21 protein-coding genes are annotated in these 22,086 nt (G+C 65.3%); 7 read left to right on the plus strand and 14 right to left on the minus strand.

Annotated features, from left to right (window positions below):
• Positions 1–190: 190 nt before the first annotated feature.
• Entirely contained in the window at positions 191–1,507 is a 1,317-nt protein-coding gene (locus tag BM279_RS12630) for a bifunctional DedA family/phosphatase PAP2 family protein (protein WP_093504169.1), read from the plus strand.
• A 1-nt stretch (position 1,508) separates the two neighbouring features.
• On the opposite strand, the gene BM279_RS12635 is transcribed toward BM279_RS12630, so the two are convergent.
• Genes BM279_RS12635 through BM279_RS12645 form a run of 3 tightly spaced genes read right to left on the minus strand, consistent with a single transcriptional unit; the run spans position 1,509 to position 3,182 of the window.
• Entirely contained in the window at positions 1,509–2,099 is a 591-nt protein-coding gene (locus BM279_RS12635) for an LON peptidase substrate-binding domain-containing protein (protein ID WP_093504170.1), read from the minus strand.
• Positions 2,100–2,106: 7 nt separating this feature from the next.
• Positions 2,107–2,823, minus strand: coding sequence for an LrgB family protein (locus BM279_RS12640; RefSeq protein ID WP_093504171.1), 717 nt, complete (start codon positions 2,821–2,823; stop codon positions 2,107–2,109).
• Positions 2,820–3,182, minus strand: coding sequence for a CidA/LrgA family protein (locus BM279_RS12645; protein WP_093504172.1), 363 nt, complete (start codon positions 3,180–3,182; stop codon positions 2,820–2,822). The genes BM279_RS12640 and BM279_RS12645 overlap by 4 nt, the downstream gene beginning before the upstream one ends.
• A gap of 167 nt (positions 3,183–3,349) precedes the next feature.
• On the opposite strand from BM279_RS12645, the gene BM279_RS12650 reads away from it, so the two are divergent.
• Both BM279_RS12650 and BM279_RS12655 read left to right on the plus strand, forming a co-directional pair.
• Positions 3,350–5,047 carry a C13 family peptidase gene (locus BM279_RS12650; RefSeq protein WP_093504173.1) on the plus strand — a complete coding sequence of 566 codons (1,698 nt, stop codon included), beginning with the start codon at positions 3,350–3,352 and terminating at the stop codon, positions 5,045–5,047.
• Between the two features lie 58 nt (positions 5,048–5,105).
• Positions 5,106–5,747 carry an oxidoreductase gene (locus BM279_RS12655; RefSeq protein ID WP_093504174.1) on the plus strand — a complete coding sequence of 214 codons (642 nt, stop codon included), beginning with the start codon at positions 5,106–5,108 and terminating at the stop codon, positions 5,745–5,747.
• Between the two features lie 54 nt (positions 5,748–5,801).
• On the opposite strand, the gene BM279_RS12660 is transcribed toward BM279_RS12655, so the two are convergent.
• Positions 5,802–7,115, minus strand: coding sequence for a CitMHS family transporter (locus tag BM279_RS12660; RefSeq protein WP_093504175.1), 1,314 nt, complete (start codon positions 7,113–7,115; stop codon positions 5,802–5,804).
• A gap of 199 nt (positions 7,116–7,314) precedes the next feature.
• On the opposite strand from BM279_RS12660, the gene BM279_RS12665 reads away from it, so the two are divergent.
• Positions 7,315–8,001 carry an SDR family oxidoreductase gene (locus BM279_RS12665; protein ID WP_093504176.1) on the plus strand — a complete coding sequence of 229 codons (687 nt, stop codon included), beginning with the start codon at positions 7,315–7,317 and terminating at the stop codon, positions 7,999–8,001.
• Between the two features lie 111 nt (positions 8,002–8,112).
• Here the strand turns inward: BM279_RS12665 and BM279_RS12670 are convergent, their stop codons facing one another.
• Complete coding sequence (locus BM279_RS12670) at positions 8,113–9,213, minus strand: calcium:cation antiporter (RefSeq protein ID WP_093504177.1); 1,101 nt, start codon at positions 9,211–9,213, stop codon at positions 8,113–8,115.
• A gap of 164 nt (positions 9,214–9,377) precedes the next feature.
• Here BM279_RS12670 and BM279_RS12675 point away from each other — a divergent pair, with 164 nt between their 5' ends.
• Positions 9,378–10,325, plus strand: coding sequence for an adenosine deaminase (locus BM279_RS12675; RefSeq protein ID WP_093504178.1), 948 nt, complete (start codon positions 9,378–9,380; stop codon positions 10,323–10,325).
• A gap of 97 nt (positions 10,326–10,422) precedes the next feature.
• Here the strand turns inward: BM279_RS12675 and BM279_RS12680 are convergent, their stop codons facing one another.
• From BM279_RS12680 to BM279_RS12695, 4 genes are all read right to left on the minus strand, one after another.
• Positions 10,423–10,902: a copper chaperone PCu(A)C gene (locus BM279_RS12680; protein ID WP_093504179.1), complete on the minus strand. Its 480-nt coding sequence runs from the start codon at positions 10,900–10,902 to the stop codon at positions 10,423–10,425.
• Between the two features lie 54 nt (positions 10,903–10,956).
• The gene (locus BM279_RS12685) at positions 10,957–12,318 is read right to left on the minus strand and encodes a PepSY-associated TM helix domain-containing protein (protein ID WP_093504180.1); all 1,362 of its coding nucleotides are present in this window, start codon (positions 12,316–12,318) and stop codon (positions 10,957–10,959) included.
• Positions 12,319–12,392: 74 nt separating this feature from the next.
• Entirely contained in the window at positions 12,393–12,788 is a 396-nt protein-coding gene (locus tag BM279_RS12690; RefSeq protein WP_093504181.1) for a DUF2946 domain-containing protein, read from the minus strand.
• Positions 12,789–12,846: 58 nt separating this feature from the next.
• Positions 12,847–13,764 carry a LysR family transcriptional regulator gene (locus tag BM279_RS12695; protein ID WP_093504289.1) on the minus strand — a complete coding sequence of 306 codons (918 nt, stop codon included), beginning with the start codon at positions 13,762–13,764 and terminating at the stop codon, positions 12,847–12,849.
• A gap of 111 nt (positions 13,765–13,875) precedes the next feature.
• On the opposite strand from BM279_RS12695, the gene BM279_RS12700 reads away from it, so the two are divergent.
• Positions 13,876–14,892, plus strand: a complete 1,017-nt coding sequence (locus tag BM279_RS12700; protein WP_093504182.1) for a zinc-binding alcohol dehydrogenase family protein — start codon at positions 13,876–13,878, stop codon at positions 14,890–14,892.
• Positions 14,893–14,970: 78 nt separating this feature from the next.
• Here BM279_RS12700 and BM279_RS12705 read toward each other — a convergent pair whose 3' ends face one another.
• The 5 genes from BM279_RS12705 to BM279_RS12725 form a co-directional block, all read right to left on the minus strand.
• On the minus strand, positions 14,971–15,855 hold the full coding sequence (locus BM279_RS12705; protein ID WP_093504183.1) for a ChaN family lipoprotein: 885 nt from the start codon (positions 15,853–15,855) through the stop codon (positions 14,971–14,973).
• Positions 15,856–15,865: 10 nt separating this feature from the next.
• A complete protein-coding gene (locus BM279_RS12710) occupies positions 15,866–16,633 on the minus strand; it encodes a heme ABC transporter ATP-binding protein (RefSeq protein ID WP_093504184.1) in 768 nt (255 codons plus the stop codon).
• The gene (locus BM279_RS12715; RefSeq protein ID WP_093504185.1) at positions 16,633–17,670 is read right to left on the minus strand and encodes a FecCD family ABC transporter permease; all 1,038 of its coding nucleotides are present in this window, start codon (positions 17,668–17,670) and stop codon (positions 16,633–16,635) included. Before BM279_RS12715 ends, BM279_RS12710 begins: the two co-directional genes overlap by 1 nt.
• Complete coding sequence (locus tag BM279_RS12720; RefSeq protein WP_093504186.1) at positions 17,667–18,557, minus strand: heme/hemin ABC transporter substrate-binding protein; 891 nt, start codon at positions 18,555–18,557, stop codon at positions 17,667–17,669. The genes BM279_RS12715 and BM279_RS12720 overlap by 4 nt, the downstream gene beginning before the upstream one ends.
• A 70-nt stretch (positions 18,558–18,627) precedes the next feature.
• The gene (locus BM279_RS12725; protein WP_093504187.1) at positions 18,628–19,689 is read right to left on the minus strand and encodes a hemin-degrading factor; all 1,062 of its coding nucleotides are present in this window, start codon (positions 19,687–19,689) and stop codon (positions 18,628–18,630) included.
• A 192-nt stretch (positions 19,690–19,881) separates the two neighbouring features.
• Between BM279_RS12725 and BM279_RS12730 the strand changes: the two genes are divergently transcribed.
• Positions 19,882–22,086: a TonB-dependent hemoglobin/transferrin/lactoferrin family receptor gene (locus BM279_RS12730; RefSeq protein ID WP_093504188.1), complete on the plus strand. Its 2,205-nt coding sequence runs from the start codon at positions 19,882–19,884 to the stop codon at positions 22,084–22,086.

The raw sequence follows: 22,086 nt of genomic DNA on the forward strand, positions 1-22,086 counted from the left end.
CCCGCGCACAGCGGCGCCGGGCAGATGGTCATCAAAGGCTTGTAACGGGGCGTATGGCGGCGGCGCAAACGCCGGATGCATTGCTATGATCGCCCGCGACAGGCGCCCGCCAGCGGCTTGCGCGCAAAGGAACCGCTTTTCAGGTCGGCAGGTCGAAGGCTCGATTTCGTCTCTATTAAGGTGTCCATCCATGGGCCAATGGCTCGATAGTCTGACTACCTGGCTGGCGGCCAACCCGCAGTGGCTGGGCCTGGCGATCTTCGTGATCGCCTGCATCGAATGCCTGGCCATCGCCGGCATCATCGTTCCCGGCACCGTGCTGCTGTTCGCCGTCGGCGTGATGGCCGGCAACGGCGCCCTGAGCCTTTGGGAAACCTTGCTGTTGGCCTATTTCGGCGGCCTGCTCGGTGACGCCATCTCCTACGCTCTGGGCCGCTACTTCCATCAGGACATACGCCGCCTACCGGGCCTGCGCAGCCACCCGCAGTGGCTCAGTGGCGCGGAAACCTATTTCGAACGCTATGGCGTGGCCAGCCTGCTGGTGGGCCGCTACATCGGCCCGTTGCGCCCCATGCTGCCGATGGTTGCCGGCATGCTGAGCATGCCGGTTGGCCGCTTCATCGCCGTGAGCATGCTGGCCGCCGCCGGCTGGGCGATCGCCTACCTGATGCCGGGCTGGGCCGCCGGAGCCGCGCTGCGCCTACCATTGCCCGATGGCTTCTGGCCGCAAGCGGCGGTGGTGGCCGGCGGCCTGGCGCTGCTGCTGGTGCTGACCATCCAGAGCAGTCTGCGCGAACAGCGCCAAGCTGCACTGATCGCTGCCGGGCTGGGCAGCGTACTGCTGATCGCGCTGTTTATCGGCTGGCCACACCTGATCGCTCTGGACCAAGGTCTGATGAAGCTGATTCAGGAAGAACGCAATCCGCGCTTCGATCATATCGCCGTGCTGGTCACCCACTTTGGCGATTTCGGCGTGCAGTTCGCGGTCGCTGCGCTGCTGTGCATCCTGCTATTGCTCAATCGCCAATGGCAGGCGCTGCTGTTCGCCGGCGGCGCCATGCTCAGCACGGCGCTGGGCAATCGCCTGTTCAAGGGTTTGTTCGAGCGGGCGCGACCGGATGTGCTGCTCGAGCCGCTCAATACCTACAGTTTTCCCAGCGGCCACAGCTCGGCGGCCTTCGCCTTCTTCCTGAGCGTTGCCATTCTGGCCGGCCGTGGTCAGCCGGCGCGCCTGCGTCTGACCTGGATTCTACTGGCCTGCCTGCCGGCGCTGTTCATCGCCCTGTCGCGGGTTTATCTGGGTGTGCATTGGCCGAGCGACATTATCGCCGGCGCCCTGTTGGCCAGCAGCCTATGCGCGCTGAGCTTGGCACTGATGCAGCGCTACGCGTCACTGCCGCCGCTGCCGGCGCGGGCGTGGTGGATGATAGTGCCGGCCTGCGCCCTGCTGCTCACCAGCATGGCGCTGATACGCATGTCCGAAGGGGTGGAGATTTACCGCTACTAGGCTAGGCGGCGCCGTCGCCCTGCAGCTCCTCGACCCATGCTTGCAGCATGTCCAGCCGCACGCTGGCGTCGGGCTCGGCCAGCAGGGCGACCTTTTGCTCGGCGCCGAACGGCAATAGATAGCCGAGTTTGTCGGCCAGCTCGGCCTGGCTGCCGGCGTCTGCGCCCATGTCCAGGCTGGCGACCATCGGGTGCTCGGCCAGGGCGGCGAGCAGCGCCAGCAAATCCTCATGTTCCTCACCCAGCGGCGCATCAGGTTGCTCGTCAAGCCATTGCACCTGAGCGACGGTCAGCTTGTCGGGCAGCACCTGAGCCTGCTTGACGCGAAAACGCCGCCCGCCCTCTACGCGAATGCCCAGCAGGCCATTGGGACGCTGCTGGAAATCGGTGATCCGCGCTTCGCAACCGATCTGCGCGACGCGCTCGGCGGCCTCGCCGACCTCGGCGCCTTCGACGATGCACACCACACCAAAACCTTCACCCTGCTTCATGCAGCGGCTGATCATGTCCAGGTAGCGCGCCTCGAAGATCTGCAGATCCAGCGTGCAGCCGGGAAACAGAACAGTGTGCAGCGGGAATAGAGATAGGGTCATAAGGCTCTCAACTCAGCAAGACGATGGCGAGCGGCAGCAGGATCGCCGTGAACACGCCCATCAGGCTCATGGCCAGAGCCGCAAACGCGCCGCACTCCTCGCTCTCCTGCATCGCGCGTGATGTACCGACTGCGTGGGCGGTGATGCCCAGCGCCATGCCCATGGCGGCATGATTGCGCACGCCACACCAACGCAGCAACGACGGCCCGATGATCGCACCCAGTACCCCGGTAATCATCACGAACACCGCGGCAAGTGCCGCGAGGCCGCCAATCTGCGTGGCAACTAGCATCGCGATCGGCGAGGTGACGGACTTGGGCGCCATGCTCATCAGCATGTTGTGCTCGGCACCCAGCAACCAGGCCAGGGCGACGCCAAGCACCGTGGCGACCACGCCGGCGACCAGCAGGGTGAGCACCGTAGGCCAGAAGACCTGGCGGATGCGCCGCAGGTTGAGGTACAGCGGCACCGCCAGGGCGACGGTGGCCGGGCCGAGGAACAGGGTCAGTGTGTCGGCGCTGGCCTTGTACTCGGTAAAAGTCAGGCCACACAGCAGCAGGATAGCGATCACCAGGCTGGTCGACACCAACACCGGCTGCAGAAATACCAGGCGAGTCCTTTCATAGAGAGCAATCGCCAATTGATAGGCACCAAGGGTGACGCCCGCGCCAAACAGCGGGTGATGGGTAACGGCCATCCAGGCGCCGTGCCAGTCGAGCATCATGGCTGCTCCCGACGGCGCGCCTGGCGCTCGATCAACTTCTGCATCATCCAGCCGGCGAACACCAGGGACAGAATCAGCGACAGCACCAGCGCGCCGATCACCGCCCAGAAGTCGGCGGCGATGGCCTCGGCATAGGCCATCACGCCCACTGCCGGCGGTACCAGCAATAGCGGCAGGTATTTGAGCAGTCCGCTGGCTGCCTGCTGGATCGGTTCATCGACCTGGCCGCGGCAGAGCAGAAATCCCACCAGCAGCAGCATGCCGAGAATCGGCCCCGGCAGCATAGGCAGCAACAGCGCATTGAGCGCCGTGCCCAGCAGTTGGCACAGCACCAACCAGAACAGGCCACGAAGCAGCATGATTGTCTCCCGCAAACTCGACGGGCGCGCCCGTCAACAAGACGGCCATTATAGGCCGCGAATACAGGTGCCTTAACACCCTTGGCTGCGAGTGAATCAGCCGGGCAGCGCGCGGCAGAGAGTTTGCGGCATACTGCGGCATCTCCTCGCTGACAGGGACGTACCGCATGCTTCGCCTCGCGCCTTTGGCCCTCACCCTTGCCCTCACGGCCTGCGGCCCGAGCACGCAGCTGCTGCCACCTGACGCTATCCTGCCCGACGGCTCGCGCTACCAAGGCGATGTGGTCGACGGCCTGCTGCAGGGCAAAGGCCGCCTCGACTATCCCGACGGCAGCCGCTACGTCGGCCACTTCGTCGATGGCCAGCGCCAGGGCGCCGGGGAGTGGCAGGGCGCCGGGGAGTGGCAGGGCGCCAATGGCGAGCACTACGTCGGTGAATTCGCTGCCGGCCGTTACGACGGCCAGGGTACGCTGAAAAAAGCTGATGGCAGCCATTACAGCGGCGGCTTCCGCCAGGGCCAGTTCGAGGGCGAAGGCGTGCTGGAAGAAGCCGGGCAAACCTATCGCGGGCAGTTTCGTGCTGGCCGCTTTCACGGCTTCGGCATTCTCGAACAGGCCGATGGCAGCCGCTTCCAGGGCTTATTCGTCAAAGGTCTGCCGGACGGCCAGGGCATGCGCGAAGACGAAGCCGGCAACCAGCTTTCCGGGCACTTCGCAGGCGGCCAGCTCAAGGGTGCCGGCAGCTACCGCGGCAGCGAAGGCGACAGCTACGACGGCGACTTCAAAGACAACCTGTTCCATGGCAAGGGCCGCTACCAGAGCGCAGCCGGCGATGCATGGAGCGGCACCTTTGCCGAGGGCGCGCTCAACGGCAAGGGTGAATACCGCGGCAGCGATGGCAGCCGTTATACCGGGCAATTTCGCGACTGGCGCTACCAGGGTGAAGGCCATCTGCAACAGCCCGACGGCAGCCGTTATGACGGTCAGTTCGCCAATGGCCAGTTCAACGGCGTGGGCACTCGGCTCAATGCAGATGGCAGCAAGCAGCAAGGCACCTGGCGTCGCGGCATTCGCGTGCGTGACGAAAACGGCCAGGCGCTGCCTGATCCACTGGAAATCGGCCTGCTGAAACAGGGCGAGCTGCTCGACCAGGCCATCGCTGCCCTGCCCGCCTCAACCCCCCGCCGCGAGCTCTATGCGCTGACCCTGGCCGGCGACGGCAAGCAGAGCGTGTTCCTGCGTGAGGCCGACTACGTGGCCGACTTGCTTAGCAAGCGTTTTGCCGCCTACGGCCGCATCACCCTGGCCAACCACCGTGATCATCTGGCCGACCGCCCCGTGGCGACCCGCGAGAACCTGCGCCGTGCGGTACAGGCCATCGCCGAGCGCAGCGGCCCGGAAGACCTGGTGTTCATCTACCTGACCAGCCACGGTTCGCGCACTCACGAGCTGAACCTTGACCAGCCGCGCCTGCAACTCGCTGATCTGCTCGCCAGTGATCTGGCCGATCTGCTCAAGCCCCTGGCTGGGCGCGACAAGGTGGTGGTGATTTCCGCCTGCTATTCCGGTGGGTTCATCCCGGCCCTGAAAGATGACAAGACCCTGGTAATGACTGCCGCCCGAGCCGACCGGGTGTCCTTCGGTTGCTCCGAGGAGGCCGACTTCACCTACTTCGGCCGCGCCCTGTTCGCCGAAGCGCTGCAGCAAACCGATGACCTGCAAGAGGCGTTCGAGCTGGCCCGCCAGGCGGTGGCCGAGCGCGAGCAGGCCGACGGTTTCGAGCCGTCCGAGCCGCAGATCTGGGCGCCTGCCGCAGTGCTCGAGCACTGGAATGCGCTGCGCCGGGCAAACAGCGAAGCGCCTTGAACGATAAATCGGCGATTGCCCTCTAAACTCTATAATGAATAGCAGTCGAGGATCGACCATGTATTTGACTCCCCAGCACATTCTTCTGGCAGGCGCCTCGGGCATGACCGGTGAACACCTGCTGGACCGCCTGCTCAACGAACCTACCGTCGAGCGCGTGCTGGCACCGAGTCGCAAGCCGCTGGCCGAACATCCTCATCTGGAAAACCCGGTCGGCGAATTGCTCGACCTTCTGCCAGCCCTGGATGGCTCGGTGCATACCGCCTTCTGCTGTTTGGGCAGCACCATCAAGCAGGCTGGCTCGCAGGACGCTTTTCGCGCCGTCGATCATGATCTGGTAGTAGCGTTCGCGGCGCGTGCCCGGGAACTGGGCGCCCGCCACCTGCTGGTAGTCAGCGCCATTGGCGCCGACCCGCAGTCCTCGGTGTTCTACAACCGCACCAAGGGCCAGACCGAAGAAGCGCTCAAGGCCCAGGGCTGGCCGCAACTGACCATCGCCCGCCCTTCCCTGCTGCTTGGCCCGCGCAACGAGTTCCGCCTTGGCGAGCGGCTGGCCGCGCCCTTCCTGCGCTGGCTGCCGGGCAAGCACCGCGCCATCGACGTCACCGCCCTGGCCCGTGCGTTATGGCGCCTGGCCCTGGAAGAAGGCGAAGGGCTGCGTATCGTCGAATCCGACGAGCTGCGGCGCTTGGGCCGCTGAAAGCAAAAAGGCGCCGTTTCCACGGCGCCTTTTTTATTCAGCAAAGGTTTTTGCTCAGAACAGCCCAATGGCCCAGGCCGTGGCGAACAGCGCCAGCGAGAAGCCCCACATCCACCAGAACGAATAGCGAATGTGCTGGCCCATCTCCAGGCGCGCCAGGCCGAGTGCTAGCCACAGTGCCGGGGAGAATGGGCTGATGAAGGTGCCGATGATGTTGCCGATCATCAGCGCGTAGACCACGCTCGGGGCGGCGACACCATGGTTCTCGACCACTTCCATCACCACCGGCAGCAGGCCGAAATAATAGGCGTCGGTGTTGAGCACGAATTCCATGGGGAAGCCGAACACGCCGAGGATGATGTGCAGTTGGCCGACCATGCCGGCGGGCAGCACCTTGACCAGATCCTGGGCGATGGAAGTGAGCATGCCGGTGCCGGACAGAATGCCGAGCATGGAGCCAGCGGCCAGAATGATCATGCCCATGCTCAGGGCCGCCGAAGAATGCGCGGCGATGCGCTGCATCTGCATCTTGCCGTTGGGGTAGTTGATCAGCAGCGCCAGGCTCAGGCCGATCATGAACACGTAGCCGGCCGGCAGCACGCCGGTGAACAGCGCCACCAGCACCAGCACGAACAGGCCGAAGTTGATCCACATGCGGCCCGGGCGCTCCAGGGCACGCTCTTCGTCGCTGATCTGGCCAGGCGCACCGACATGATCCTCGGAGCCATCGTCCACTACGGTGCCACCGGTCGCAGCAATGCGACGCTGCTCGCGCCAGCCAAGAAAGGCTGCCAGCACTATTAGCAGCACGACGCCGGTGCCCTGAATGGCCAGCAACGGCCGCCACAGTTCAGTGACGTCCAACCCGGTGACCGCGGCCGAACGGCCCAGCGGGCCTGCCCACGGAACCATGTTGAGGATGCCGGCGCCGGTGGCCAGCAGCATCAGCATCAGGTACGGGCTCATGCGCAGCTGCTTGTACAGCGGCAAGAGGGCGGGAATGGTCAGCAGGAAAGTAGTTGCGCCGGCACCGTCGAGGTGGGCCAGCATGCCGATGATCGCCGTGGCGACCGCAACGGCGATGACGTTGCCGCGGGTCAGTTTGACCAGAAAGCCGATGATCGGCCGAAACAGGCCGGTGTCCTGCAGCACGCCGAAGAAGATAATGGCGAAGATGAACATGGTGGCGATGGACACCACCTTGCCAACGCCGTCGGTGAAGAACCCGGAAATCTCATCCGCGCCGAAACCGGCACACAGTGCGCCCAGCAAGGGCACCACGATCAGCGGCAATACGGGTGACATGCGCCCGCTGAGCAGCATCACCACCAGGCAGAAAATGGTCAACAAGCCAATCAGGGTCAACAAACCGGGTTCTCCTCTTTTTCTTGTTCAAGTCGGTGCGGGCACGGACACGAGGCGCGGACTCTAGACCACCAACCTTTCACGAACCTTTATGGCTGGCGTCGCTAAGCCCATGATTTGTCAGTGAATATGTAGTAATCCGAGGTAACAGTTGCGCGCCCTTGCTAAGCTGATGGGCCTTGCCAATTAGCGGAGCTTCGTTATGCCCTCGAACAGAACTGCCTTGATCATCGGCGCCTCGCGCGGCATCGGCCTGGGCCTGGTACGCCAGCTACACGCCGATGGCTGGCAGGTGACCGCCACCGTGCGCAGCCCAGCGCGTGCCACCGAACTACAGGCATTGAGTGGTGTGCAGATCGAATCGCTGGATATCGATGACGGCGCTGCGCTGGATGCCCTGGCGCAACGCCTGCAGGGCCAGGTCTTCGACCTGCTGTTCGTCAACGCAGGCGTTCTGGGCCCCGGCCACCAGTCGGCTGCACAGGCTACAGCCGAGGAGCTCGGCCAGCTGTTCCTGACCAACGTGACAGCGCCTATCCGCCTGGCCGAGCGCCTGGTCGGTCAAGTGCGCCCGCAGACCGGCGTGCTGGCGTTCATGAGTTCGGGGCTGGGCAGCGTGGCCAACCCGGAAGGCAACAACCTGGCGCTGTACAAGGCCAGCAAGGCAGCGCTCAACTCGCTGACCAACACCTTTGTCTGTGAGCTGCCAGAGCCGCGCCCGACGGTGCTGTCGCTGCATCCGGGCTGGGTGAAGACCGACATGGGCGGCGAAAATGCCATGGTCGAAGTGGCCGACAGCTGCCGCGGCCTGATCGCCCAGGTCGAACGCTTCGCTGGCCAGGGCGGCCACCACTTCGTCGACTATCAGGGCCAGAAGATCGATTGGTAGTACGGTGATGGGCTGGCGCCCATCCTACGATTCTGACGCCCGCGCCCACATATTGCGACGCGCAACCGTAGGATGGGCGACAGCCCATCGAGACCGCGGTAGAGACGCTACCTAAAGCCCCAGCATCGCCAACATGATGAACGTGGCAAACAACACGAAGTGAGTCATGCCCTCGATAGCGTTGGTTTCGCCGTCGTTGAGGTTGATGGCGCAGACGATCAGGGTGATGAACACCATCACCGTCTGCACCGGGGTCATCGCCATCTGGAACGGCTGGCCGCTGTACAGCGCCATGGCCTCCATCACCGGCACGGTGAGAATCACCGTCGACAGCGACGCACCCAGGGCAATGTTGACAACCGACTGCATGCGGTTGGCCAGCGCCGCCCGCAATGCGGTGAGGATCTCTGGCGCGGCGGATATGCCGGCTACCACGATGGCAGTCAGCACGGGCGGCGCGCCGGTACCTTCCAGGCCGACGTCCAGCGCCAGGGACATCACTTCGGCCAGCACGCCGATGACGATCACCCCGAACACCAGCACGCCGATCGACCAGGCCACGTTGACCTCCGAGCCCTGCTCGCCGTGGCCATGCCCGTCGCCGCCGCGGTGCTTCTTCTCCGGGTAGCTGTAGCTGAAGAAGTAGCTGTGCGGGCCGACCTGCATGCGCAGGAACACCGCGTAGAGCACCAGCATGGCGCCGATGGTGAACATCGAATACGCCTTCCAGTCCGACTCGGGAATGAACTCGGGCACCACCATGGAAATGCCCATGGCGGTGAGGATCATCACGCTGTAGCTGCGCGCCGAGTCATCGTTGTAGGGCTGCTCGCCGTGCTTGAGGCCGCCCATCAGCGCGGCCAGGCCGAGAATGCCGTTGATGTCGAGCATCACCGCCGAATAGATGGTGTCGCGTACCAGGGTCGGCGACGCCTGGTTGCTCATCATGATCGCCAGGATCACTACCTCGACCAGCACCGCCGACAGGGTGAGGATCATGGTGCCGTAGGGGTCACCGACCCGCTCGGCCAGTTGCTCGGCATGGTGGGCAACGCGCAGCGAGGCGCAGACGATGGCGGCGATCAGCGCAACCGCGCCAGCCAGGGCGATGACCTGGCCATGGCCGAGCAGCGCGTGCTCCATCGGCAGAGCGATCAGGGCGGCGAGCACGGCCAGCAGCAGCCAGTATTCCTGCTTGACGGCATTGAACATGGGGTGATTCCTTTCTATGGGTCTGTGACGGCGGACGATCCTGCTCCGACTGCAACATTCTGTAAATGATTCAACCCAACTACCGCTCGGCAAGGCCGATGCCGCACGAGCGACCCCAGGCAGGTAAACTCCGCACCACGTTTTCAAGCTGATGAGATTTGCCCATGTACGACTGGCTCAACGCCCTGCCCAAGGCCGAACTGCACTTGCACCTCGAAGGTTCGCTGGAGCCCGAGCTGCTGTTCGCCCTGGCCGAGCGCAATCGTATCGCCCTGCCTTGGAGCGATGTCGAGGCGCTGCGCGCGGCTTACGCCTTCAACAACCTGCAGGAATTCCTCGACCTGTATTACCGCGGCGCCGATGTACTGCGCACCGAGCAGGACTTCTACGACCTGACCTGGGCCTACCTGCTCAAGTGCAAGGCGCAGAACGTGGTGCACGTCGAGCCGTTCTTCGATCCGCAGACCCACACAGACCGCGGCATTCCCTTCGAAGTGGTGATGCGCGGCATCAAGGGCGCGCTGGTCGATGGCGAGAAGCAGCTGGGCATCAGCCACGGCCTAATCCTCGCGTTCCTGCGCCATCTGCCCGAAGAGCAGGCCTTCAAGACTCTGGAGCAGGCCATGCCGTTTCGCGACGCCTTTATCGGCGTTGGCCTCGACAGCTCGGAGAAAGGCTTTCCACCGCGCCTGTTCGAGCGCGTGTTCGCCAAGGCCCGCAGCGAAGGCCTGCACGCCGTGGCCCATGCTGGCGAGGAAGGCCCGCCCGAGTACATCTGGGAAGCGCTGGACCTGCTGAAGATCGTGCGCATCGACCATGGCGTACGGGCCAGCGAGGACGAGCGGCTGATGCAGCGCATCATTGACGAGCAGATTCCGCTGACCGTCTGCCCACTGTCGAACACCAAACTCTGCGTGTTCGAGCACATGGGCCAGCACAACATCCTCGACATGCTCGAGCGCGGCGTGAAGGTCACCGTCAACTCCGACGACCCGGCCTACTTCGGCGGCTACGTCACCGAGAACTTCATGGCCCTGCACGAAGGCCTGGGCATGAGCGAAGCGCAAGCCAAGCGCCTGGCGCAGAACAGCCTGGATGCCAGGCTGGTGTGAAAAGCCGGTAGCCCGGCGTTGAGCGAAGCGATACCCGGGGCAGCCGATTCCTGGGTATCACTGCGCTCAAAAGCAGCCTACGGGTGGCGAGCCGGGATCAATGCCCCTTATGCTCATGCCCACCTTCTGCCGCCGGCTCATCCTTCTGCACCGCCACTTCGACCGTCACCGGCCCGGCCTTTTCGAAGGTCAGGGTCATCGGAAAGCGATCACCGGCCTGGGCCTGCTGCTTCAGGTTGAACAGCATCACGTGATAGCCCATGGGCGCGAACTTCACTTCGCCGCCAGCCGGAATCACCACGTTCTGTACCTGCTGCATCTTCATCATGCCGTTCACGTGGGCGTGCTCATGGATCTCCGCCTTGCCGGCAACCGGCGTTTCGACGGTGAGCAGACGGTCATCGGCATCGCCCTTGTTGTGCACCACGAAGTAGGCAGCGGCAGTCGGCGCCACCGGCGGCATTTCACGCGACCAGGGGTGGTCGATGTGCAGTTGGCCGACTTCATATTCGTGAGCATTGGCCAGCAGGCTAGTGGCGAGCAGTGCGGCGGTCAGAGCCAGTTTCTTCAAGATCATGGTGTTTCTCCTTCAAATGAATTCGGGTCGGCCGCTGCGAGGCGGCCGACAGGTTCAGGCCAGACGGCGCGCGCCGAGGCGTGACAGCAGCAGAAAATCGAGTGCCCAAATCGCCAACAGCGAAGCGCCGACCAGGGGGAACAGCACGCCGAGGCCGATCATGATCGCCACGCCGATCTTCCAGCGCGGCAGGTCATGGCGCAGCGGCGGCACGCCCAGGCCTCCGGCGGGGCGGCGTTTCCACCACATGATCAGGCCACTGACCGAGCTGAGCAGAATCATCAGACACACGAACAGCATGAACAGCTGATGTGGCAGGCCGTAGAATTTGCCCATGTGCAGCATCACGCCACCTTCCACTGCACGCGCCGCCAGGCCGTAGTCGGCCCAGCGCACGTCAGCCAACACCGCGCCGCTGTATTGATCGACATGCAGGGTGGCGTCGTTGCGCGGATCATCGGCGAACACCGCGATGGTGTAGACGCCGGTCGGCGTAGTCGGAAAGGTGATGCTGTAGCCTGGGTGCACGTTTCGCTCGCTGGCGATGTCCACCACCTGCTGCAGGCCCACGGTCGGGTTGGCGGTGGATGCCGGGGTGGCGCCGCCATTGTGCGCCGCATGGGGGTCGGATTCGGGCAGCGGGGTGTTCTCCAGCGCCCAGGGCACGGTTTGCTTGTGGCTCTGATTGAGCTCGCCGGCCTGGCGCTCGGAGGTCGGCACCTGATCCCACATAGCGGCCGGAAACTGGTTCCAGGCGCCAGCGAACTGCTTGCCCCAGAAGCCGGTCCAGGTCATGCCGGTGAGCAGCATGAACAGCAGTAGCAAAGCGCCCCAGAAGCCGGTGACTGCGTGCAGATCACGCCAGAACAAGCGGCCACGAGCCGACAGCCGTGGCCATAGCACACCCGCGCCGCGCCCACGCGGCCACCACAGGTACAGCCCAGACACCACCAGCACCACGCCCCAGCCGGCAGCCAGTTCGATCAGCCGATCGCCCGGCGTGCCTATCAACAGGTCGGCGTGCACGGCGCGGGCCAGGGCCTGCAGGTTGTCGTGGGCGTCCTGGGTACCGAGAATCGCGCCCCCGTAGGGGTCGACGAACACGTTACGAGTGCGCTCGCCGACCTTCACCACGAACTGGGCGCTGTGGTTGGCGTCCACCGGCGGCAGGTACTTGCCAATGCTGCCCTGGGGATAAACGGCCTGCACGCGGCCGAACATCTCGTCAGCGGTCAGCTGCTGCCCCGAAGGTTCGACCTGCAGCAGGTCGGCGTACATCAACTGGTCCAGCTGCGGTTTGAAAAGGTAAATGATGCCGGTCAGCGACAGCATGATCATGAACGGAATGACGAACAGCCCGGCGTAGAAGTGCCAGCGCCAGGCGAGGTTATAGAAGGACGGTGTCGCGTTTTTCATGTGAAGCCCGATCGTGTGCATAAGCGAACGGCCCGCAACGCCAAGCGCGCAGCAGGCCACGACAAATCAGCGAATCAGGCGATCAGGGGCGAAGCGCGAGGGTTGGCCGAGGGCCACAGATAACGGACAGCACCGCCGGGTTCGGCGCTGGGGCGTGGAGTGATCCGGCGCAGCCTGGGCAGCAGGCCGAGCAGGCCGAAGAAAGCGGCCAGCGCCAGAGCCACAAAGGTGGAACACAGCAGACAGCCACTGCCCATCAGCGGCATTGGCATGTTCGTGCCGGCAGCGCCCATGTCCATGGCGGCTCCGTGGCCTGCGCCGGCATCCAGGCCGCAGTAGCCGCCATCCATGCCGCTGAGCTGCAGACCGGTCATCTGCCCATGACCGACCGCACAGGCGAGCGCGCTGAACAGGACGCTGAAATACAGCACCCAGGCGAGCAATGAGCGGTTGGAGCGGGACAGGTTCATGGCTGGCGATTTTAGGGGCAGTGGCGGCAAACGGGCTGTGGTGGATTGCCGCAGCAGCTTAGCGGCGCCACGGCGCCTGCGCCAGCAACTCGGCGCAACGGGCCTGCACGAACTCGCGCAGCAGGTGCACCGGCTTGCTCAGCTGCTCGCGGTGGGTACAGATCAGGTTGAGCGGCGTCGGTTCGCCGAGCACCTCTGGTAGCAGCACTTTCAGGCGCCCGGCGTGCACGTCGCCGGCCACGTCCAGCCAGGATTTGTACACCACCCCGGCGCCAGCCACGGCCCAGCGCCGCACCACATCGGCATCGTCGCTGAGGCGATCACCAGCCACCTGCAGGCTGTGTGCCCGGTCGCCGTCGTGAAACCGCCAGCGCTCGTAGGCGCGGCCACCAAGCATGTAGACCAGGCAGTTGTGCTGGCGCAGATCAGCGATCTGCCGCGGCTCGCCATGGCGCTGCAGGTAGGCTGGCGCGGCGCACAGCACCCGGCGGTTGCCCGGCGCCACCGGCAGCGCCACCAGGCTCGAGTCCTCTGGCTCGCCGTAGCGCAGGGCGATGTCGACGGGCTCGCGAAACAGATCGGTGACCCGATCGCCAAGCAGCAGGCGCAATTGCACCTGGGGATGGGTCTGCATGAAGGTATCGAGCCAGGGCAGCAGCGTGTTGCGGCCGAAGTCCGAAGGCGCCGCGAGCTGCAGCGGCCCGCTGATCGCCGACTTGCTGCCGGCCAGTTGCTGGCGCCCCGCCTCCAGGCTCTGTAGCGCCTGGCGAGCGTGCAGCAGAAAGGCCTCGCCGTCGGCGGTCAGCCGCAAGCTGCGGGTCGAGCGCACGAACAGGCGCGCCTGCAACTGCTGCTCCAGGCGTTTGAGGCCGGCGCTGGCCACGGCCGGCGATATGTCCAGCTGGCGCGCGGCCGCCGACAGGCTGCCCTCCCCGGCGATGCGCACGAACAGTTGCAGGTCATCGAAACGCAGCATGGCGATCATCTTCAAAAAAATATTGAAAGAGACTCTAGCTGCCTATGGTTTCTCCTGGCAATGGATTGGCGCAAGCTGCCTTCCATCTCACATCCGCTACAGGACGCCCCCATGAAAGCCGTTGCCTATCACCAGTCGCTGCCCATCGATAATCCGCAGGCTCTGCAGGACGTCACGCTCGACGCACCGACGCCCGGCCCGCGCGACCTGCTCGTCGAAGTGAAAGCCATCTCCGTGAACCCGGTGGACACCAAAATCCGCCGTAACGTGGCGCCCGACGCCGTCCAGCCCAAGGTGCTGGGCTGGGACGCCACCGGTGTGGTCAAGGCGGTCGGCAGCGAGGTGACGCTGTTCAAGGTCGGTGATGAAGTCGCCTACGCCGGCGCCGTCAACCGTGCCGGGGCCAACAGCGAGCTGCACGTGGTCGACGAGCGCATCGTCGGTCGCAAGCCAAGCAGCCTGCCCTTCGCCGAAGCCGCTGCCCTGCCGCTGACCGCCATCACTGCCTGGGAGCTGCTGTTCGACCGCCTGCAGGTCGCCGATGGCACGGCCGACCAGGGCCAGAGCCTATTGGTCATCGGCGCCGCCGGTGGCGTCGGCTCGATCCTCGTGCAACTGGCCCGACAGCTCACCGGGCTGACCGTGATCGGCACCGCCTCGCGTCCGGAAACCCAGGCCTGGGTGCGCGAACTGGGCGCCCATCATGTGATCGACCACAGCAAGCCGCTGAACGAAGAACTGGCGCGGATCGGCATCGCCCAGGTCACCCACGTGGCCAGCCTGACCCAGACCGACCAGCACTATGACGCCATCGTCGAAGCCCTGGCCCCGCAAGGCCGCCTGGCGCTGATCGACGACCCGCTGCAGCCGCTGGACGTGATGAAGCTCAAGCGCAAGAGCATCTCCCTGCATTGGGAACTGATGTTCACCCGCTCGCTGTTCGAGACCGCCGACATGATCGAGCAACACCGCTTGCTCAATCGCGTCGCCGACCTGGTGGATGCCGGCACCCTGAAAACCACACTGGGCGAGCACTTCGGCACCATCAATGCCGAAAACCTGCGCCGCGCCCATGCCCTGCTGGAAAGCGGCAAGGCCAAGGGCAAGATCGTGCTGGAAGGGTTCTGATCCTGCCTGAGAGGCGCCGATAACCGGAGCGCCTCGCCTCTGGGACAGGCACCTGACCTGCCCTACGGGGATCTTGCACTATCGAAATCGTGCGCAATGATCCTCGGGCGGCAAGGCGGCGGTGTACCACACGTAATCCGCTTGCTCGGCGGTCACCGGTTTACCCACTTCGGAAAGGATCAGCACCTGGGCGCCATCTGGCTCGCCCAGGTCGCTCAGGTGCAGCGGCACGCCCAGATCGCGCCGCACGTGAAAGGCGCCAGCGAACAGCATCGCCGGCTGCGGCGCTTTCAACAGTTGCTCGGCCATGCGCCGGTCGCGTTGCTGCTGCACGGCGAGCATCGCTGGCAGCTGGCTGATCGGCAGCTTGTCGCAATGGGACTCGCGAATCTGCGCCAGTAGCGGCTCCTGCACGGCCGCCGCGGTCGAGGCCTCCCCTCTCAGCAGCGATTGCTTGCGGTAAATCGTCATGATCTCGGCACGGTCGAGATTCGCTGCACGCAGCGGGTAATCCTGCACCAGTGCATGACGCACGATGGGGCCGTACAGCGCCCACGGCCAACCGTTACTCCACTCCAGCGCCTTGGGCAGATCGGCGATCTGCAGGCCTTCACGCAATTGCTGCTTCACATCTTCGACCTGCGGCTGCTGGCTGTTCGCGAGCATTTCCAGCAACAGGCTGCCTTGCCCTCGCCGCGCCTCCAGGGCGCGCAGCAACCACAGCTGCAGGGCATGGTGATCCGGATTGTCATGCTGCTCGCCGACCAGCACCCGGGGCGCCTTCGCCAGGTGAGCGACGAGTTGCTCGGGCGTCAGCCGTGCGCCGCTGCGCAGGTCGATGATCTGCCCCAGGTTGGCGTGCCCACGCCCCTCCGGGCTTTGCCACACGGGCACGGGCGCCAGGGCGGGCGGGCTTTGGCAGGCAGTGAGCAGCAACAGCAGGGCGAAAAACAGCGTACGCATCGGGCTTCCTTCAACGGGCGACGATCAACGGGTGCCCGCGTTCGGGGTGGCGTTGCACCAGCACTTCCAGGCCGAACACCGCGTGCAGCGGCTCGGCACGCAGCACCTCGGCAGGCAGTCCGATGGCATGGGCACGACCGTCGTTGAGCAACAGCAGGCGGTCGCAATAACGCGCCGCCAGGTTCAGGTCATGGAGAATGACCATCACCGCGGCGCCCTGTTCGGCGAAGCGGCGCACGGCCTGCAAGGTGGTGTGCTGATGCAACGGGTCGAGCATGGAGGTCGGCTCGTCGAGCAGCAGCGTCTGCTCGGCACCGCCAGGCCATAGCTGCGCCAGCACCCGCGCCAGGTGCACACGCTGACGCTCGCCGCCGGACAGCTGCAGGTAGCTGCGTTCGGCCAGGTGCTCGGCATCGGCGGCCTGCAGCGCCTCGCGGACGATCTGTTCATCACGCTCGCGGCCGGTGTCGTGGGGCATGCGGCCCATCATCACCACATCGCCGACCACGAAACCGAAGCTCAGCGACGAGCTTTGCGGCAGCACCGCCAGGCGCCGCGCGCGTTCCGTGCCCGGCCAACCCTGCAGCGGACGATCGTCCAGAACGACCTCGCCCGCTGCAGGGCTCAACTCGCCGCACAGGGCGCCCAGCAAGGTGCTCTTGCCAGCGCCATTGGGGCCGAGCACGCCCAGCACTTCACCAGGCTGCAGCTGCAGGTCGATATCGGCCAGTACGGTCTTGTCGCCACGCTGGATCGACAGCTTGCGGGCACTGAGCATCAGGTGCGTCCTCGCAGCAGCAGGTAGAGAAAGAACGGCGCGCCGATCAGGGCGGTGACGATGCCGATGGGCAGCTCGGCGGGGGACAGGATCAGCCGCGCGAACAGGTCGGCGAGCAGCAGCAAACTGGCGCCCGCCAACGCCGAGGCCGGCAGCAGCACGCGGTGATCGGGGCCGACCAGCAGCCGCACCAGGTGCGGCACCACTAGGCCGATGAAACCGATCATCCCCGCAGCAGCTACGGCAGCACCCACGCCCAGCGCGGTACAGAACACCAGCTCGCGCTTGAGGCGTTCCACCGCAACGCCCAGATGGCGCGCCTCGGACTCGCCGAGCAGCAGGGCGTTCAGCGCCTGGGCGCGGCGCGGCAGCCACAGCGCCACCGCCAGGGTGACCAGCAGCAGCGGCCACAGCCGGGCATAGCTGGCGCCGTTGAGGCTGCCCAGGTTCCAGAAGGTCAGGGTGCGCAAGGTGGCATCGTCGGCCAGGTAGGTGAACAGGCCGATGCAGGCGAACGCCAGGGCATTGAGGGCGATGCCGGCAAGCAGCATGGTGGTCACGCTGGTTTGCCCGTTGCGGCGCCCCAGGCGATAGACCAGCGCGGTCACCACCAGGCCGCCGAGAAAGGCGCACAGCGATAGCAGGTAAGGCGCGAACAGCTCCGGCATCCCGCCCATGGCGGCGCCCCCGACGATGGCGATGGCTGCGCCGAGTGCCGCACCGCTGGAAACGCCGATCAGGCCGGGGTCGGCCAGCGGGTTGCGAAACAGCCCCTGCATGGCCACGCCGCACAGCGCCAGCACGGCGCCGACCGCCAGGCCCAGCAGGGTGCGCGGCATGCGGATCTGGCCAAGAATCAGCTCGGCTTGCTGCAGGCCATCGTCCGCCAGTGGTAAGCCGGCCAGGCGCAGGGCGGCCCGCAGGGTATCGCCCAGTGGCAGGCTCACCGGCCCGAGGGCCAGGGACAGCCACAGGGCGAGCGCCAGCAGCAGGCCCAGCGCGATGAACAGTGAGCGCGGGGCGATCACCGGTTTCATGGCGTGGCGGGTGCCAGCGGTGTAAGCCCGGGATAGAAGGCGGCGGAAAGCTCGGCGAGGCCGGCGGGAATGCGCGGGCCGAGCCCGCCGACCAGCAGGGTCGGGTCGATAGCCACCAGGCGCCCTTGCTTGCCGGCCTTGGTCGAGGCCAGAGCCGGGTTCTGCTTGAGCAGCGCCTGGCGGGCCTCGTCGCCGCTAAGGCGGCGGTCGGCGAAGACCACCACCTCAGGATCCAGCGCCAGCAGCGCCTCGGTGGACAGCGCCTTGTAGCCTTCGTGGGTGGTCAGGTTCTTGCCGCCAGCCTGCTCGATCATCCAGGCAGCCGCCGTATCCTTGCCGCCGGCCATGGGGCTGCTGCCGGCATGGCCGAGCAGCAGCAGCAGAACGGTCGGCGCCGGGCTTTGCGCCTGGGCCCTGGCGACCCAGTCGGCCTGTTCGCTCAAACGCGCCTGATAAGCGGCGAACACGCTCTCGGCCCGCGCCTCGTCGCCCAGCAGCACCCCAATGCGCTTGAGATTGCCATGCAGCACCTGCAGGTCGGCATCGGCAGGCAGCGCCTCGACCTTTACGCCGGCGGCGGCCAGCTGCGCCAGTACCGGCGGCGGGCCCATCTCCTCGGTACCGAGGAGCACCTCGGGGCGCAAGGCCAGAATGCCCTCGGCGGCCAGTTGGCGCTGGTACCCGACGCTTGGCAGCTTCTGCAACGAGGCCGGGTGTTGGCTGGTGGTGTCCACGCCGACCAGTTTGGCCTCACCGCCGAGCTCGACCACCCACTCGCTCAGGGAGCCCCCGGCGCTGACCCAGCGTTGCGGCAGGTTGTCGGCGCTTGCCGCCAGTGGCACCAGCAGGCTGGCGAGCAGGGTGAATGCAGCGAGGGGACGGATCATGGAACAACTCCGGAAGCGGGTTCGTAGCGGCCGCCCGAACGCAGGGGCGGCCGAGGCTGGCAGTGTAGCGTCAGGCCGGCAGAGCAGGTGTCTGCTCGGCCAGAAGACGCCAATCCTCGCGCTCCGGCACGCCGGGCTTGCGCGCGCCGAACAACTGCACGATCAGCTCACCGCTGGCATCGAACGCCTCCCAACTGGTGATCACGCCGTCGCTGCTCGGTTTGCGGACGCGCCACAGTTCATGGATGTCGCCGGTCTTGAGGTGCAGGTTGAACTGCGGGTCGAGCACGTTGAACCAGGTGTCCATCCACTTCAGGTTGCTGACCGGCCCGGTATGGATCTGGATGCAGTGACGGTTGCCGACGAACACCATGATCGGCACTTCGCCGGCTGCCGCGCGCTCGAACAACCCCGCAAGCGCCTCGGGCGCCAGCGGTTCGGCCCATTCACGACCGGCCAGGCGCAACGCCTGGGTGCGTGCCGCGCCGTGGTTCTTCAGCAGGGCGAAGAAATGGTGGGTGTCCTTCAGCGCTGCCCAGCCGGCGCGCAAGGCGTCGCCGTCGATAGCGGCGTCCGGCTGAACGGTCGCAGGAGCCGGCATCGGCTTGAGCGCCAGTTCGCTGCTTTGCTGCTCATCGCGAAAACGCGAGAGCAGCGGCTCCCAGGCTTCCAGCTCGCTGCGTTCGGTAAGGTAGACCTTGTGCACCGCGGTGCCCTGGTGATCGAACACCTGCACGCTGCGCAGCACGCCGCGCGGCGTCTGCTCGGCCACGGCGAAGACGCTGGCCCAGCCGCCGAGGAACAGACGCAGGTCGATATCCGGCGACACCACCAGGCCCATCTGGCCATTACCGGCGATCGTCACCTCGCGGTAAACGCCCTTGCGCTCGTGCACGCAGGATTCGTTGCGGGTCAGCGCCATCACGTGGCCGAGCTCGCCCAGCGCGGGCAGCAGCGTTGCCCAGTCGGGGCGCAGGCGCACGGTATCCACAGCCAGGCGGCTGGCGGTCAGCTCGGCCTCACTGACGCCCAGCTTCGCCGCCGCATCCCGGGCCCGCAGGTGCGGCTGCTCGGCACGCAGGTTCTGCCAGGCGGCATGCAAGCCCTCGCCCGCTACGGATAGATCACTCATCACACCAACTCCTTTTAGGCCCATCGACAGGCGGGGCGCCCCTAATTGAAAGGTTAAACGCCTGGTACGGGGAACGAAACCGCCAACAGCCGACGAATCCTAATCGACAAACAATCTCTTTTACAAATACGAATCATTAATATTTAATCAGCCGCCGTGCCGACCCCTTCCGACATGATCAAGGAGAATCGCATGTCGACTCGCCCGCCCTACCCGCTTCGCGCCTGCCTGCCCTTGTTGCTATTGGGCTCCACCCTCGCCACCGCAGAACCATTGCAGCTGGAACGAACCACGATCAGTGCAACCCGCACGGAACAGCCTGTGGATGCCGTACCCAGCACAGTGACGGTGCTGACCGAGCAGGACATCGACCGCAAGAACGTGAAGGACATCCGCGATCTGGTGCGTTACGAGCCCGGGGTGTCGGTCAGCGGTACAGGTAGCCGATTCGGCCTGGCAGGCTTCACCATTCGCGGCATCGGCGGCAATCGCATCCTCACCCAGGTGGATGGTGTGCCGATGCCGGATGCATTCGCCTTCGGCCCATTCCTCGACGCGCGGCGCAACTATGTCGACCCGGATACGCTCAAGCGCGTGGAGATCATTCGCGGCCCCGCCAGCTCACTGTACGGCAGCGATGCGATTGGCGGCGCGGTCAGCTTCCTGACCAAGGATGCCGCCGACTATCTCGACGCGGGCGATGACGCCTACGCACGATTCAAGACGGGCTACGATGGCGCCGACGACAGGTGGTCGCGCAGTGCCACGTTCGCCGCACGCCAGGGTCAGGTCGATGGCCTGCTGCACCTGGGGCGACGTGACGGCCAGGCGCTCGACACCTTCGGTGGACGCAGCGGAATCGGGGCTGCACGGGAAGAAGCCAACCCCCAGGACTACACAGCCAACAACCTGCTCGCCAAGCTCGGCTGGAATTACCTCGACACTGATCGCTTGCAACTGACCTATGAGCGCTACGAAGACGATGCCGATACCCGGGTGCTCAGCGAATACAGCACCACGGCCACCGTCCGTACCTCCGACGCGACCGACAACACCGACCGCCAGCGCCTCAGCCTGCAGCACAGCTTCGCCCTGGATACGGCCATCAGTGACAGCGCCGAATGGCAAGTGAGTTATCAGCAAAGCCAGATTCGGCAGCGTACCTTCCAGCAGCGCTTCAGCGGTGGCAGCCTGCGCGAGCGCAGTCGCGACTCGACGTATCAGGAAGACCTGTGGGCGTTCAACGCCAAGCTCGACAAGGCCTTCGACACCGGAGCAGCAAGCCACCACCTGATTTATGGCGTCGACTTCAAGCGCTTGGAAAGCAGCGACCTGCGCAAGGGCCGCGAAGTATTCGCCAGCACCGGCTTGCCCGTACCGGCCATTCCCGGTGATGAAAGCTTCCCGCTCAGCGACTTCCCCGATCCCACCTCGACCGAATACGCCTTTTTCGTGCAGGACACCATCGACATCGGTCGCTGGACGCTGCTGCCCGGCTTGCGCTACGACCATTATGAGATGAAGCCGGAGGTCACAACGCACTACCTGAACAGCCAGCCGATCAACCGCAACCCGGCTAATTATCGCGATGAGGCGCTATCGCCCAAGCTCGGTATCACTTATCGCATCGATGACGCCCACAGTGTTTACGGCCAATACGCCGCTGGGTTTCGCGCACCTAACCCGGTGGATATCTTTGGCGAGTTCATCAACTTCGCCCGTAATTACCAGACCATCGCCAACCCCAGCCTCAAGCCGGAAACCAGCGACAGCTACGAAATCGGCCTGCGCGGTCAGTACGATGCCGGGGTCTTCGGCATCGCTCTGTTCTACAACCGCTACGACGACTTCATCGAGCAGGTCACGCTGCCCAACGACCCAACGGGAGCGGGCCGCATGACGTTCCAGTACCAGAACCTCGACCGGGTGACCATCCGTGGTGCCGAGGCGCGCGGCGAACTGCGCCTGGATCGCCTCGGTCTGCCCGCCGGCAGCCATTTGCGCAGCGCCATCGCTTACGCCCGCGGCAAGGATGAGGCAACCGGCCAGCCGATCAACAGCATCGACCCGCTCAAGGCAGTCTTCGGTCTCGGCTACGATGCACCGAGCGGGCAATACGGCGGCGAACTGAGCTGGACCCTGGCGGCCGCCAAGAAGCGTGTCGATCAGACGCAGATCGCCAATCAGTACGAACCCTCGGGTTACGGCACACTGGATCTGAGCGCGTACTGGAACATCGGCGCTGGCGTATCGGTCAATGCCGGGCTGTTCAACCTGACGGACAAGCAGTACTGGCACTGGGGCGACGTGCGCAGCCTCACCGAGAACAGTTCGAGCCTTGGCCGCTACACCCAGCCAGGTCGTCACGCGGCCTTCAACCTGATCTGGGAGATCTGA

Source organism: Phytopseudomonas straminea, assembly GCF_900112645.1.
GTDB lineage: Bacteria > Pseudomonadota > Gammaproteobacteria > Pseudomonadales > Pseudomonadaceae > Aquipseudomonas > Aquipseudomonas straminea.